Below are 13,791 nucleotides of genomic sequence, written 5' to 3' on the forward strand. Positions count from 1 at the left end.
CTATGACGATTTATATCCCGACGCTTTCAGACATGAATGCAGCACATGCGCGGATCAAGCCGCACATTCATCGCACGCCGGTTCTGACCTCGCGTTTCATCAACTCCCTTGTTGGGGCGGAGCTCTTCTTCAAGTGTGAGAACCTGCAGAAGGCCGGTGCCTTCAAGGCACGTGGCGCGGCGAACGCAGTTTTCGGGCTCAGCGACGAGCAGGCGGCAAAGGGTGTCGCCACCCATTCCTCGGGCAATCATGGAACCTGCCTCGCCTATGCGGCGGGACGGCGCGGAATACCATGTACCGTCGTCATGCCCCGTACCGCGCCGCAAGCGAAGAAAGATGCTGTCCGCGGTTACGGTGCCAAGGTTGTCGAGTGTGAGCCGTCGACATCTTCCCGCGAAGCGGTCTTTGCCGAAGTCGTCGCCGCGACAGGTGCGGAATTCGTGCATCCCTATAACGATCCGCGCGTCATCGCCGGTCAGGCAACCTGTTCGAAAGAACTGATCGAACAGGTCACCGGACTCCAAGCGGTGATTGCTCCGATTGGCGGCGGCGGCATGGTTTCGGGGACCTGCCTCACGCTGTCGAACTTGGCGCCGCATATCAAAATCTACGCAGCCGAGCCGGAGCAGGCGGATGATGCATACCGGAGCTTCAAAGCCGGGCACATCATCGCCGACGACGCACCAGTTACTGTGGCTGACGGCCTGAAGGTACCTCTCAAGGATTTGACGTGGCACTTCGTCCGGAACCACGTCACCGACGTCCTGACGGCCTCGGAGGGAGAGATCGTCGACGCGATGAAGCTCATCTGGAAGCGGATGAAGATCGTCATGGAGCCCTCCAGTGCCGTGCCGCTCGCGACCATCTTGAAGAACAAGGATCTGTTCGCCGGCAAGCGTATCGGCGTGATCATCACCGGCGGCAACGTCGACCTTGACAAGTTGCCTTGGCAATAAGGAGAGAAAGAGAGATGAACATGGAAGCGAAGTTCGCAGGCATGGAAGTCGGCTACGATGTACCGGCTCTTCCCGGAATGAGCGTCGATGAAATCCAGACGCCGTGCCTGGTCCTCGATCTCGATGCCCTTGAACGCAACATCCGCAAGATGGGCGACTATGCCAAGGCGCACAAAATGCGCCACAGGGCACACGGCAAGATGCACAAGTCGGTCGATGTTCTGCGTCTCCAGCAGGAACTCGGTGGCGCAGTTGGTGTGTGCTGCCAGAAGGTGTCGGAGGCAGAGGTGTTCGTGCGCGGCGGAATCAAGGACGTGCTGGTGTCGAACCAGGTTCGCGATCCGCTGAAGATCGCTCGTCTGGCCCGCCTCGCCAAGCAGGATGCACGCATTATCGTTTGCGTCGACGATCTGGCCAATGTCGCAGAACTGTCGGCAGCGGCACAGAAGCACGGGACAACGCTCGAGTGCTTTGTCGAGATCGATTGCGGTGCTGGCCGGTGCGGCGTGACCACGACCGCCGCGGTTGTGGCGCTTGCCAAAGCCATCGACGGCGCTCCGGGTCTCAGGTTCACTGGCATTCAGGCCTATCAAGGCGCTATGCAACATATCGACAACTACGAAGACCGCAGGGCCAAGCTCGATCTCGCGATTGCGCAAGTCAAGGAAGCGGTCGCGGCTTTGAAGGCCGAAGGCCTGGAGCCCGAACTGGTCAGCGGAGGCGGGACCGGAAGCTATTATTTCGAGAGCAATTCCGGTGTGTACAACGAACTGCAGTGCGGTAGCTATGCGTTCATGGATGCCGATTACGGTCGCATCCGTGATCAGGGTGGCAACAGGATTGATGAAGGCGAATGGGAAAACGCCCTGTTTATTCTCACCAGCGTGATGAGCCACGCGAAGTCGGACAAGGCGATTTGCGACGCCGGATTGAAGGCGCAGTCGGTCGATTCCGGACTCCCGTTCGTCTATGGCCGCACTGACGTCAAATACGTGAAATGCTCGGATGAGCATGGCGTCATCGAGGATCCGAACGGTGTGCTCAAGATCAATGAAAAGCTCCGTTTGGTTCCTGGCCACTGCGACCCGACCTGCAATGTTCACGATTGGTATGTCGGCGTGCGCAACGGCCGGGTTGAAACGCTGTGGCCGGTTTCGGCGCGCGGTAAGGCCTACTGACCATCAAGGGGGCGTCGCCCCACTTCGCAGGAAGTTACAATGATCATCGTACCGGAAAATCAGATCGCCGGGCTGATTACTCCCGCTGATTGCCTTGCGGCGGTCGAAGGGGTCTTCGCCTCCATGGCCAAAAGGTCAGCCTACAACTTCCCTGTCATTCGCGAGGCAATCGGCCATGCGGACGCGCTCTATGGTTTCAAATCGGGGTTCGACCGCGACAGTCTGGCTCTTGGTCTTAAATCCGGTGGTTTCTGGCCGAACAATGTTCAAAAGGGGCTGGCGAACCACCAATCGACCGTCTTCCTGTTTGACGCTGATACCGGCAGGTGCCGTGCGGTGGTTGGCGGCAATCTGCTCACTGCGCTTCGGACGGCGGCAGCCTCGGCTGTCTCGATCAAGTATCTTGCCCGTAGGGACGCGAAGGTGCTTGGCATGATCGGCGCAGGGCATCAATCGACGTACCAGTTGCGCGCTGCGGTGGAGCAGAGGCCTTTTGAGAAAGTCCTCGCGTGGAATCTGCACCCCGAGATGCTGAGCCGTCTCGAGGGAGTCGCCAGGGAACTGGAGCTCCCTTTCGAGACTGTCGATCTCGACCGTCTGGGTGATGAAGCGGACGTCATCATTTCGATTACCTCGTCGTTTGCCCCGATCCTCAAGGCCTCTCAGGTTCGCCCGGGCACACATCTTGCCTGTATGGGGACAGACACAAAGGGCAAACAGGAGATGGACGCCGAACTTCTCGCTGCAGCAACAGTGTTCACCGATGAAGTCGCTCAGGCCGTCACGATCGGTGAATGCCAGCACGCGATTGAAAAGGGGCTGATCAGCAGGGACGATATTGTCGAGATTGGTGCGGTCATCACAGGTCGCCACACGGGCCGTTCGTCACCAGAAGAGATCACATTGTTTGACGGGACGGGCGTGGGCCTCCAGGATCTAGCAGTGGCTTCAGCCGCGGTCGAGCTCGCGCTCTCGAAAGGGACAGCGATCGAGGTGGATTTCTGATACGGCAATCTGGAGGCACACTCAGCCGGTCACCCGGCTCAGGTGACAGATGAGTCACGAATTATCTCGCTACCCACATTGAGATTGGGAAGCCGGTCGGATGACACTGAAGAGGGGACGAGATGTGGTTGGCTACCTGGAACGGCTGCGGATAGAGACGCCCCGGACCTGCGGCATCATGCAAGGGGTGCTGGGGGCAGCCCGTAGATTCCAGCGGAAGGTCGTCTTCGCGGAGGGAGAGGAACTGCGGGTTCTGCATGCCGTGCGAGCGGTTCTCGACGAAGGTTGCGCATTACCCGCTGTCGTGGGTAGGACCGAACGGATTGCAGAGATAATTCACGGCGCTGATCTTAAGTTGCTGCCAGGAACCGATTTCGAGATCGTAGAGCCTCAGGATGATTACGAGTTTCGGGATCAATGGTTGGCGCACCGCATCGCGCAAGAGAACGGCTGGGAGCCTCCTGATCGCCCCAGTTATTTAATGCAGGCTCGTTCCACGGCAGTAGCGGCCCGCTTGGTAAGCTCCGGCAAAGCTGACAGTATGATTTGTGGAACCTCCGGCCAATACAGCTGGCATCTCGCTCAAGTGAAAGCCATTCTTGTTTCATCTCGTCGGCGTGCAATTGGCGCACTGTCGGTAATGATGCTGGATGGTGGTCCACTTTTTCTTGCTGACGTGTTTGTTAATAGCGCTCCCACACCACACGAACTGGCCGAGATCGCCCTTGCTTCTGCGCGTCACGTTCGCCGTTTCGGGCTCGAACCGACGGTCGCGCTGTGCGCGAATACTCAAAATTGTGAGTCAGCCGCCAGCCCGCAACGTATAATGTCCGCTGCGCGCGAGATACTTGGTTCGCGGGCGACGTCATTCGCTACTTTGGGGCCAATGTGCATCGATACCGCGTTGGGTGGCGGCTCAAAGGCCAATGTCTTAATTTTTGCCAGTGCAGAGGCTGCAGCGGCAACTCGGGGTATCCTACTGAGAGTCTCGCGAGGGGTGGAGGTTGGTCCGATTCTGATGGGTATGGCCAATCAGGCGCACATCGTGACGCCATCAATTACATCAAATGGTCTCCTTAACATCGCAGCGTTGGCGGGGGCTCCTGTTTCCTGCGTTGCGTAAGGCTGGTACCAATTGTCGGGCGAGAAAATGCCTCCGATCGCTCCAGTGAATCACGGCCTGGCTGAGGCCTGATACGACGAAGGAAGACACATGGTAACGGTTTTCGACGCGGTCTCGGATCGGGCTCAGCGCGTTCGCCACCCGGAAAAGGCGCACAGGCCCGACACCGAAGTTCTGCGCAAGCCGGACTGGATCCGCGTAAAGGCGCCGACCTCGAAGGGTTACATGGAGACCCGCTCCATCGTGAAGGGCAACAACCTCGTCACCGTCTGCGAGGAAGCCGGCTGCCCGAATATCGGCGAATGCTGGGACAAGAAGCACGCCACCTTCATGATCATGGGCGAGATCTGCACGCGCGCCTGCGCCTTCTGCAATGTCTCGACCGGCAAGCCCAACGCCCTCGACCCCGAAGAGCCCGCCAATGTCGCCAAGGCCGTCAAGCAGATGGGCTTAAGCCACGTGGTCATCACCTCGGTCGACCGCGACGACCTCGATGACGGCGGCGCCGAGCATTTCGAGAAGGTGATCTTCGCGATCCGCGAGGCGTCCCCCGCGACGACGATCGAGATTCTGACGCCCGACTTCCTGAGGAAGCCCGGCGCGCTTGAGCGGGTTGTCGCCGCCAAGCCCGACGTCTTCAACCACAATCTCGAAACCGTGCCGTCCAACTATCTGACCGTGCGTCCGGGAGCCCGCTATTTCCATTCGATCCGGCTGCTGCAGCGGGTCAAGGAACTCGACCCCTCGATGTTCACCAAGTCCGGCATCATGGTCGGCCTCGGCGAAGAGCGGAACGAAGTGCTGCAGTTGATGGACGACCTGCGCACCGCCGACGTCGATTTCTTGACGATCGGCCAATACCTGCAGCCGACCCGCAAGCATCACAAGGTCGAGAAATTCGTGACGCCGGAGGAGTTCAAGTCCTACGAGACGGTCGCCTATACCAAGGGCTTCCTGATGGTCTCGTCGAGCCCGCTTACCCGCTCGTCGCATCATGCCGGCGACGATTTTGCGCGGCTGAAGGCAGCGCGGGAGAAGAAGCTCCTGGGCGCAGGATAGTTTGGCAGCCTCGACTGGGGCATCCCTGAGTGCGAGCGGGATGCATGCTGTCATTGCCATGGCAATGGTCGAGCAGAATCATCCCGTATCCGTCGGCGACGGCATCTCCTCAATCCGTCAGCGCGCACCGGCATGCGGCAATTCGCGGTGCGAGGCTGAAGACGAATTCCGCGTTTCAGATGCATCTATTCCAGCAGCAGGTAGCGGATCTCTCCAGTGCCGCCGAGGGCTACCGGGGCCGGTGACCGGAGGCGCCGAAAGCGTTCGGATTTGTCTGCAAGGATACCGCCTACGATCGCTGGGAGGCTGCTAGGACGCTTCAAGGCGTAGCCGATGGCACTCCTAAAACCGTTCTGATTTTTGAGGTCGAGAAAATGCCGCAATTCGTAACGGTCTCGAACATGGCGTTCGTGCCGACGCAACGCAGCCTCGGCGGCGCTGCCCAGCCGGGCTTCGGCAAGCATTGCCCGGTCAGCCTCGTATAGGCGCTTCAGATCGGTTGTACGATGGCTGCCGCTCAGGGAGTTGCCGCGCACGACTGCAGCGTATCCGCAGCTTTTAATGACCTTGTAGCGCGCGCCCTTTGCCAGCGCCCGGGCATAAAGATTGTAGTCTTCGCCGAGGCGCAGCGTCTCATCGTAACGAAGCCCGTGCTCGTCGAGGAAGGCCCGTCGCATAATAGGCTTCAGGAAGCCAATTTCGCCGCGGCGGGCGCCGCGCCGCGAGATGTTCCCGTCCACGAAACCGGCAAGATCAATGAGGCGTGGACTCGGCGTGAACTGCTCAACCTCAGCAACCGCGCTCGCCGCTCGCCCGGCATCGATGAAGGCTATGTTGTCCGCGATAAAGTCCCAAACATCCTCCGAAAGCAGTTGCCGCAGCCGGCCGGGAAGGAAGAAATCGTCCGCATCCAATAGCGCGAGAAGGGGGGATTGTGAGATCGAAATTGCATGATTGCGAGCTGCAGACGGTCCGCGGTTCGCTTCGAAGCGAACGATAGCCAGCCGCCCCGTCCCATCATCAGCAGCGCTCGCCACCGCCGCGGTATTGTCGCTTGAACCATCGTCAACGACGACGACTTCCGATGCTTCGGGCTCTGCAAGTGCGGAGGCGATCGCTCTTGCGATCGTATCAGCGGCATTCCTTGCTGCAATGATTATGCAGACGTCTTTTGGCTCGGCTGCGGTCATAAGGGCGGCTCCAGCTTCCAATCTAGTTGATCTGTCGCGAAGAGTTCGACCAGACGCCTCCGCAGGATTGCGACTAAGCGAGGAGCGCAACGATGATCTAGGCACGTCTGGTCTCACGCGCGGAGGGACAATGACACTGGATCATGTCGCAAACACGTCAAAGGCAACTACTTTGCGAGGTACTAAACCGACCGCTACTCATCGCCCAAGACCGGCTTTGATTTGGGGTCGTCCGGTAGTCATGACGGGGCTAAGGGGTGCCTCTAGGTTGGACCTGCCGTTTTTGAGGTCATTTGATTGACTTCTGCGCACACGCGTCGATCACCCGCTTTACAAGTAAGCGCCTGGTCGACCCCCCGCCGGCAAGCAGCACTCGAATCGCTTCGTGATGGATAGACCGCCGTCAAGTCGTGAGCATTCTTTTCCCAAGTTCGAAGTAGCGCAGGTGTCCGCGCGCGTCGTCCCACACGCCACCATCGCCACGATCACCTTCGGCGAGCTTTACGCCAGCGCCCCAGACACGACCTGCCGCTAAAGTGAGCGAGATAAGCGCCCATTCCGAGCTGCCCTTCGGCCCAACCAGCCGCCCAAATACGGCGGGATTGAGCGTCCAATTTTCGGCACTGTCTGGGGAAGCTCGGACTAGTCAGTCTTCCCCCGCGGCAGCAGATGAGGTTCGGAGGCAAGTGGCGTGTGTTGGAAAAATTATATTGAATGTAAAAATAATTTGACATAGCATCCGTGTCGTTCGCATAGGGAAACAGCCACGCGAACGGAGAACAATCCAGCAAGCCGTTGAGGACGTTCCAAGCTTAGGCATGGACGAGGGTGGGCACTTGTGTGCGAGGGGAGAATGACACATGCAAATACAAACTACGCTCGACGAAAAGGGGGGAAGAACGCAAAGTGCTCTTTCCATCGAAAGTCGCTCTATCGACTATGTTCCACTTTCTGAACGGCACGGCCGCCTATCCGACCAGGCGACAATTTGGTTTGCGGGAAGTGCGCAGCTGTTAAGCCTCGCGACAGGAGCTATCGGAATCTCTCTTGGGCTGAACCTGGTCTGGACACTGGTCGGGCTCCTTGTCGGTACCGTCCTGGGCACAATCCCAGTTGCTGCCCATGCGAGTCAAGGACCTCACCTCGGGCTCCCGCAGATGGTTCAGACACGACCACAGTTCGGGCGTTACGGGGCTATCTTTATCTGGTTGGTCGCGGTGATGGTCTATTGGGGCTATGTGGTCCTCAACGTGAACCTGATGGGTGCAACCGCCGAACAGCTTGGAATGAGTTCTTTCACCCTGTCAGGCGTCGTACTTGGGCTGTTGTCGATTGTTTTTGCAATCTTTGGTTACAATTGGCTGCATGTTGGCCAACGATACACCTCGATTATCCTGATTGCGGTACTTGCTGTATTTGTTTGGGGCATTTCCCAGCAAGTCGGCCTGGCACCTGAGCAGGTTACATTCTCCGGCAGCTTTCAATTCACGCCCTTTTTGATGGTTGTTTCTGCATCTCTGGCTTACCAGCTTTCTTGGGCGTTCTTTGTATCGGACTATTCGAGGTACATGCCGCCGACGACAAGCCATCGCTCGATCATTCTCTATACGGCAGTCGGCGCGGGTGCAGGCGTTTTCGCAATGGAGGCAGTTGGCGCTATTGCTGCAGCCTTTTTCCCAAAGGACGGGTTGACCGTAGCGCTGCAGCAATCTGGCGACCTGATCATGCCGGGCTTCGGCGCGGTTCTTCTCGTCGCGGGCGGCATTGCGCTATTGATATTCAATGGCATGTGCGTCTACGGCGGCGCGCTCACGTTAATCACGGCCATGGACAGCGTTGTACCTACTTTCCCCACAAGGGGTCTGCGCGTGAAGACGATTGCCATGATCGGTATCACGGCAGCTACCGTTGGTGTACTGCTTCCCGCCGATTTCATAAACACAACATTCTACACGATCCTTGCCGTCCTCGCCTATCTCATGGCGCCGTGGACGGCGGTCAACCTTGTAGACTATTTCGTGGTTCGCAAAGGAAAATACTCGATAACTGAGATTTTTAATCCCGGGGGCATCTACGGCTATTGGAACTGGCGTGGGATACTGGCCTACACACTGTCGTTTGTGGCCATGATCCCGTTCATGTACCTCTCATTCTATCAAGGACCAGCTGCCGTCTACTTTGGAGGTGTCGACTACGCGTTCTTCGTTGGTATCCCGGTTGGAGCAGTCCTGTACTGGCTCTTCTGCTTGAATCTCGACTTGAAACACGAACTCGCAACTATCGACGTTGCTGACAGGCACCTCGATGCTATAGCGAAACCTGTCGTTTAGGTCCCAAGAAGACCTCAGCGGGCGGCCCTCATTTGGAATCCACTGTGTGAGCATGTGGCTCAATTGAGCCACATGCTTCGCGTTTTCAGCAGACCGTACCTACATGGATGGCGGTCTCATGAGTGAGATCAATGTCACCCTCCACCTGAGGGCGCACAGGATCTGCCGATGATCAAACATAATGGGCTAGTGAGCGCGGACGCTTCAGGTCATATCATTGGCGGCGTGACAGCACACGCTACAACAGCGGTCGTCGTTCCAATGTTCTTGAGCCGATACGGTTCAGGCCCGAGAAGTTGAAAGCCTCCGCCCGACTCGATTTTTCGAACGCCTTCGCTGGTTTCCAGCTCAACCGTTCCCTCAAGAATGATCGCGGCGGTCTCCCCGTCGTGAGTGATTGCTGTTTCCCCGGTGTCCGTGCCGGGGGCATAGTGTTCTATGAACATCTGAAGCTTTTTGTCTCGCCGTTCCCCGCCGAGGACGCGCATATCAACTTCTCCGCGTGATATCACGGCCAGATCTTCAGCGTTGTAGCAAAGGACATTCTGCCTCGACACCGGCAGGGCGAAAAAATCCGCCATTGAGATCGGGATTGCGTTGAGAATTTTGTGCAACGAAGCCAGCGATGGAGCGTGTGACTCCTGCTCGATCAACGAGACCGTCGAATTCGTGACCTTTGCCCGCTTGGCGAGCTCGCGCTGGGATAGACCGGCCTGCTCCCGAACCACCTTCAAACGCGCACCGACCGCAAGCTCGTTCGCCTCACTCTTTGGTTGCGGCTTGGCGGCCGTCGTTTCTTCGCTCTCCGAGCGACCTTTAGCGACCTTACGTGCCTTCACAAGTGTTCTCCGCTTCTATCTATTCATGAGAGTCCCTATATAAGGTCGCGACAGCGAAAAAAAGTTGAGTGTTCAAAAAATCGATCGTTGGGGGGTGCGATCAGAATTCCGCTCATCGTGATCACGCATCTTTCAAAGTCTCTTTCTGCGTGATCAGGCGAGCGCTGTGCTGACGCCGAAGAGAAACCCACAGCCAGCTGAGCGCGACCGCAAAACGGTTGCGCACACCGATCAGGAAGAAGATGTGGGCGGTACCCCAGACCCACCAAGCCGCGCTACCGCGGAGCTTAACCCAACCAAAATCCACGACTGCTGCGCCAGGACCAATAGTCGCAAGGTTTCCGAGATGCTTGTAGGCAAACGGTGGTGCCTTAGGTCGACCGTGCAGTCGACGGCGGATTACGTCCGCAACGTAAGCGCCCTGCTGTTTCGCAGCGGGCGCAATCCCAGGGACAGGTTTGCCATCTGCATCCAGCACCAGCGCGGTGTCCCCGACGACGAATATGTCTGCGTCGCCTTTAACCGTGAGGTCAGGCTCAACGATTACGCGGCCAGCTCGATCCGCATCAGCGGATAGCCAAATAGCCGCATCGGACGCCTTAACGCCGGCCGCCCATATTATCGTCCTGCAGGGGATAATCTCGCCGGCGACGACAACCCCATTACCGTCGCATTGGGTGACCGGGTCTCCGGTTCGAACTTCTACCCCAAGCTTGTTCAGCGCAGCTTCGGTGTATTGCGAGAGCTCAGGGGCAAACGTTGCGAGTGGACGAGTACCTGCTTCAATCAAAATGATCTTCGCACTCCTGGTATCAATCGTGCGAAATTCTCGCTGGAGAGTTCGATGAGCAAGTTCGGCGATGATACCAGCAAGCTCAACTCCAGTTGGTCCTGCGCCGATGATACAAAAAGTTAACAGTGCCCGCTGCCGTTCCTCATCGGATTCGAGCTCGGCCTGTTCGAAGGCCAAGAGCAGCCGACGGCGAATGGTCGTGGCATCCTCGAGCGTTTTTAGACCAGGTGCAAAGGATTCCCAGTCATCTTGCCCAAAATATGCATGGCGCGCTCCTGTCGCTACGACAAGGGTATTGTAGGTTACGGCGTGACCTGTCTTCAACCGAACGGATTTCTCGCTTCGATCGACCGACACTACCTCGCCTAAAAGTGTTTTGACGTTCCTGCTGGCAGCAAACAGTCGCCGAATTGGCCACGCAATCTCCGACGTGGCAAGGATTGTGGTGGCGACTTGATAGAGTAGTGGCTGGAACAGATGATGATTGCGACGGTCGATAAGAGTAATCTGCACGTTTACTTTGCGTAGTTTTTGTACAAGCTGAATGCCAGCGAAGCCGCCGCCGACAACAACCACGTGATGATTTGACATAAGACGACCACTTCTGTCTGACAGCCCGCGAAACGGCGTGCTGCAGAGATCTGAGACTAGTGCTTGCCAGAGCTCGAAAGCAGATTGAGCATAATCATTCCGGCTGAAATAAACGTGATACCAGCTAAGGCGTAGCTGTCGAGCCGTTGGCCGTGAACCAACCATCCAAGGCAAACGATCACCACAGTCCCAACGCCCGACCAAATCGCGTAGGCGACACCGACGGGAATCGACCTCAACGTGATGGACAGGAGGTAGAACGACAGGGAGTATCGTATGACGACGATCACCGAAGGCCAGACGTTCCTGAAACCGTCGCTGGATTTGAGAGCAGTGGTTGCGGTGACTTCAGCGGCAATTGCAAAAAACAGAACGAGATACGGCGGCATTTTTCGACCTCGGACGTCCAGCAGACGTCGACGACTGTCATCGACGTCTGCGTCAATCAAGTTATCGGGGTGAACGGACGTCCGGCCAGTCGTCGTACAGACGGCCCATCAGGTACGGTGTGTAGTCGTTGCCGTCGTTCTCAAGCTCGACGACATCCTTGATGATGTAGGACGTTTCGCCGCCAAGATGGCCGCCATCGATGAACTCCCCAAGCGGTATGGTCGAAACGCCTGGGTCCCAGGGAGATCCACCCAACTTCAACTTTGCGTCGGTGATCTTGCTCGACCGCTTAGTTGCCGTCGAGTTTTCGAAAACGACCAGCTGAGGCCTGGTTACATCCGATGCGTTGACACCGAAATAACCACGCAGATCGAAGTAGTATTCTTTTTCGTCTTCCAGCGTGGTCGGCAGTTGATCACCCAGACTTGCTGTTAACTCGACCAGGCTGAAGTCCTTTCGGGACGCGAAGCCGTGAAACTCCTCACCATCATCAAAGAAGTCTACCGTGCCAAGTTTTTTTGGCATCCCCCAGAACTCGCGTCCCGTGATGATATTGACCTCCTCCGTCTCGAGAACCGTGAGATAGTAGCTGCCTTCAATAGCGCCATGTTTTGCGTTGACACCGATAATCATCGCGCGGTCACGTCCCGCGCGGTTCGACACACCTTCGATCCATTCCATGAAAGACATGAAGCCGATTGTCACTATGGGTTCATCGGCAGGTGCCAAGCACGGGGGCAGGACGCTTCGCACAAAGCGCTCTGTTGTCCGAAACCTGACATAGGTGTAGGTGTGATGTGTCCTGATGTCGTCATAGTACTTGCGGTACCGGTCGATCTGCTCAGGTGTCCAAACATAACCCATGCGATGGTTCCTTTACTGCTTATGCTTTCGGGAGCAGGTGAAAGCTTCGTTCATGTTGAAGACGATGTATCCGGCGATCGTAAGCGCGAGCATGATGTAGGGTAGCCATTTCATCACGCCCTCGGCCCCGGACATGAAGCTGTCGACGAACAAACAAAGGAAAACGATCATTCCGATCAAGACGACGGCGACCTGTATTGGCGCCCGCGTCGTCTCCTTGAACACCTCCTTAATGGCACCGACGCACAGGATGATGTAGGGACCTACCCAGAACAAGGAGTAGAGTGTCGACAGGTACGCGGTGGACTGTAGCGGGGGAGATGCCGCCAGGTATTGGAGGGCGACCGGAACGCCCGCCGCAGGTACTGCCATCAACACCGTCGCGCCCGTCGGAGAGCCGAATTTCGGATGGATCCTTGAGAAAATCTGCGGCAAGAACCCGTTCTGCGCAGCTGTCGCGAAAACTCGACTACCATAGTTAAGGAAAGCGACAAGGCTCGCGAAGGTTGCGCCGATCAGCAGAAGATCAATCGGTTTTTGAAGATAGGCCATCCCTGCGACCTGGGTGATGATTGCCGTTGGAGAGATACCTTCATTCAACTCGGCAACGTGTGCATTCATCATCGGCGTGCAGACGAACAAGATGCCGACATATGCGACGCCAGTTATAAGCAGTACGCTGTTCAGGATGATGGGGACACTTTTCTTCGGATTTCTCGTTTCTGCGGCGAGCGATGCAAGCGCGTCGACGCCGACAAAATAGGCAAGCCCGACAATTGCGCCTCGCACGACGCTATGCCAATCCGTGTCGGCCAGCGCGAATTGCGAACGAAGGTCGAAACCAGTATTGGCGGCCGATGCAATGGTCGCGATCAGAACGAGCGGGAGGGACAGGAATGCGAGCCACGCAGTCAGCGAAATCGACGCGTCCAGGCCACGCCACGCGCAAGAACCCGCCAATGCAGCAATTGCGATTGCAGAAAGCGCCTGGAACCAGCCCTCATTAGCGTATTCAAGGCCAATGCTCTGAAGGAAGCTGCTTGTGAACATGACCGTGCTTGCGGTGACGGCCGCGCATGCGACGAGAAAGCCTATGAGGTATGAGGCTGCGACGAGCCTTTCCAGCCGACGGCCAAAAGCCAGGCCGACGTATGACATCATGGAGCCGGTCACGACGTAGCGGCGGGCGAAAATGTTGACAGCGGCCATCACGCAAAGTGTCGCGCACATGGCAAGGAGCATCGATAGCCAGGCTCCGTTTCCGCTTTCCAATGGCATGTAGGCGGCGCCAATGAGCGCCGACGGAATGATTTGTTGACCGGATAATCCGAGCAGCACGACACTAGCAACGCCGACCTTGCTCGCGGTGGCCGGCACTACAGTCTCTTGACGCAGCTCTTCAGCCAGTTCGGTAGAATTATTCATTGTCTTACCCCCCGTGGTCGTACACGGCCAGCCGTTGACGACTGGCCG

The 13,791-nt window shown here is 57.3% G+C and carries 12 protein-coding genes; 6 read left to right on the top strand and 6 right to left on the bottom strand.

Annotated elements, in window-relative coordinates:
• Positions 1-2: 2 nt before the first annotated feature.
• The 5 genes from bhcB (at position 3) to lipA (ending at position 5,321) form a co-directional block, all read left to right on the top strand.
• A complete protein-coding gene (bhcB, locus tag M728_RS29415; protein ID WP_156943530.1) occupies positions 3-956 on the top strand; it encodes a beta-hydroxyaspartate dehydratase BhcB in 954 nt (317 codons plus the stop codon).
• Positions 957-970: 14 nt separating this feature from the next.
• The gene (bhcC, locus tag M728_RS29420; RefSeq protein ID WP_026622390.1) at positions 971-2,134 is read left to right on the top strand and encodes a 3-hydroxy-D-aspartate aldolase BhcC; all 1,164 of its coding nucleotides are present in this window, start codon (positions 971-973) and stop codon (positions 2,132-2,134) included.
• Between the two features lie 39 nt (positions 2,135-2,173).
• Positions 2,174-3,139 carry an iminosuccinate reductase BhcD gene (gene bhcD, locus M728_RS29425; RefSeq protein WP_026622389.1) on the top strand — a complete coding sequence of 322 codons (966 nt, stop codon included), beginning with the start codon at positions 2,174-2,176 and terminating at the stop codon, positions 3,137-3,139.
• 100 nt (positions 3,140-3,239) lie between these two features.
• Positions 3,240-4,262 (top strand): phosphate acyltransferase, encoded by a 1,023-nt coding sequence (locus M728_RS29430; RefSeq protein WP_051440999.1) that lies wholly within the window; start codon positions 3,240-3,242, stop codon positions 4,260-4,262.
• Between the two features lie 90 nt (positions 4,263-4,352).
• Complete coding sequence (gene lipA, locus M728_RS29435) at positions 4,353-5,321, top strand: lipoyl synthase (protein WP_370906547.1); 969 nt, start codon at positions 4,353-4,355, stop codon at positions 5,319-5,321.
• 185 nt (positions 5,322-5,506) lie between these two features.
• On the opposite strand, the gene M728_RS29440 is transcribed toward lipA, so the two are convergent.
• Positions 5,507-6,511: a glycosyltransferase family 2 protein gene (locus M728_RS29440; protein ID WP_026622387.1), complete on the bottom strand. Its 1,005-nt coding sequence runs from the start codon at positions 6,509-6,511 to the stop codon at positions 5,507-5,509.
• Between the two features lie 860 nt (positions 6,512-7,371).
• Here M728_RS29440 and M728_RS29445 point away from each other — a divergent pair.
• On the top strand, positions 7,372-8,841 hold the full coding sequence (locus tag M728_RS29445; protein ID WP_026622386.1) for a cytosine permease: 1,470 nt from the start codon (positions 7,372-7,374) through the stop codon (positions 8,839-8,841).
• A 209-nt stretch (positions 8,842-9,050) separates the two neighbouring features.
• Here M728_RS29445 and M728_RS29450 read toward each other — a convergent pair whose 3' ends face one another.
• From M728_RS29450 to M728_RS29470, 5 genes are all read right to left on the bottom strand, one after another.
• Positions 9,051-9,680: a helix-turn-helix domain-containing protein gene (locus tag M728_RS29450; RefSeq protein WP_051440998.1), complete on the bottom strand. Its 630-nt coding sequence runs from the start codon at positions 9,678-9,680 to the stop codon at positions 9,051-9,053.
• Positions 9,681-9,801: 121 nt separating this feature from the next.
• Positions 9,802-11,064, bottom strand: coding sequence for an NAD(P)/FAD-dependent oxidoreductase (locus M728_RS29455; RefSeq protein WP_026622385.1), 1,263 nt, complete (start codon positions 11,062-11,064; stop codon positions 9,802-9,804).
• Positions 11,065-11,120: 56 nt separating this feature from the next.
• Positions 11,121-11,453: a multidrug efflux SMR transporter gene (locus M728_RS29460; protein ID WP_026622384.1), complete on the bottom strand. Its 333-nt coding sequence runs from the start codon at positions 11,451-11,453 to the stop codon at positions 11,121-11,123.
• 61 nt (positions 11,454-11,514) lie between these two features.
• A complete protein-coding gene (locus M728_RS29465) occupies positions 11,515-12,318 on the bottom strand; it encodes an acetoacetate decarboxylase family protein (RefSeq protein ID WP_026622383.1) in 804 nt (267 codons plus the stop codon).
• A 12-nt stretch (positions 12,319-12,330) separates the two neighbouring features.
• On the bottom strand, positions 12,331-13,743 hold the full coding sequence (locus M728_RS29470) for an APC family permease (RefSeq protein WP_084044641.1): 1,413 nt from the start codon (positions 13,741-13,743) through the stop codon (positions 12,331-12,333).
• Positions 13,744-13,791 lie beyond the last annotated feature (48 nt).

Origin of the sequence: Ensifer sp. WSM1721 (assembly GCF_000513895.2) — a bacterium.
GTDB lineage: Bacteria > Pseudomonadota > Alphaproteobacteria > Rhizobiales > Rhizobiaceae > Sinorhizobium.

Bases quoted from the DNA above. Each gene is read 5' to 3' on its own strand.
- bhcB (WP_156943530.1), top strand. From the start codon at position 3: ATGACGATTTATATCCCGACGCTTTCAGACATGAATGCAGCACATGCG.
- M728_RS29455 (WP_026622385.1), bottom strand. From the start codon at position 11,064: ATGTCAAATCATCACGTGGTTGTTGTCGGCGGCGGCTTCGCTGGCATT.
- lipA (WP_370906547.1), top strand. From the start codon at position 4,353: ATGGTAACGGTTTTCGACGCGGTCTCGGATCGGGCTCAGCGCGTTCGC.
- bhcC (WP_026622390.1), top strand. From the start codon at position 971: ATGAACATGGAAGCGAAGTTCGCAGGCATGGAAGTCGGCTACGATGTA.
- M728_RS29465 (WP_026622383.1), bottom strand. From the start codon at position 12,318: ATGGGTTATGTTTGGACACCTGAGCAGATCGACCGGTACCGCAAGTAC.
- M728_RS29440 (WP_026622387.1), bottom strand. From the start codon at position 6,511: ATGACCGCAGCCGAGCCAAAAGACGTCTGCATAATCATTGCAGCAAGG.
- M728_RS29460 (WP_026622384.1), bottom strand. From the start codon at position 11,453: ATGCCGCCGTATCTCGTTCTGTTTTTTGCAATTGCCGCTGAAGTCACC.
- M728_RS29445 (WP_026622386.1), top strand. From the start codon at position 7,372: ATGCAAATACAAACTACGCTCGACGAAAAGGGGGGAAGAACGCAAAGT.
- bhcD (WP_026622389.1), top strand. From the start codon at position 2,174: ATGATCATCGTACCGGAAAATCAGATCGCCGGGCTGATTACTCCCGCT.
- M728_RS29470 (WP_084044641.1), bottom strand. From the start codon at position 13,743: ATGAATAATTCTACCGAACTGGCTGAAGAGCTGCGTCAAGAGACTGTA.
- M728_RS29430 (WP_051440999.1), top strand. From the start codon at position 3,240: ATGACACTGAAGAGGGGACGAGATGTGGTTGGCTACCTGGAACGGCTG.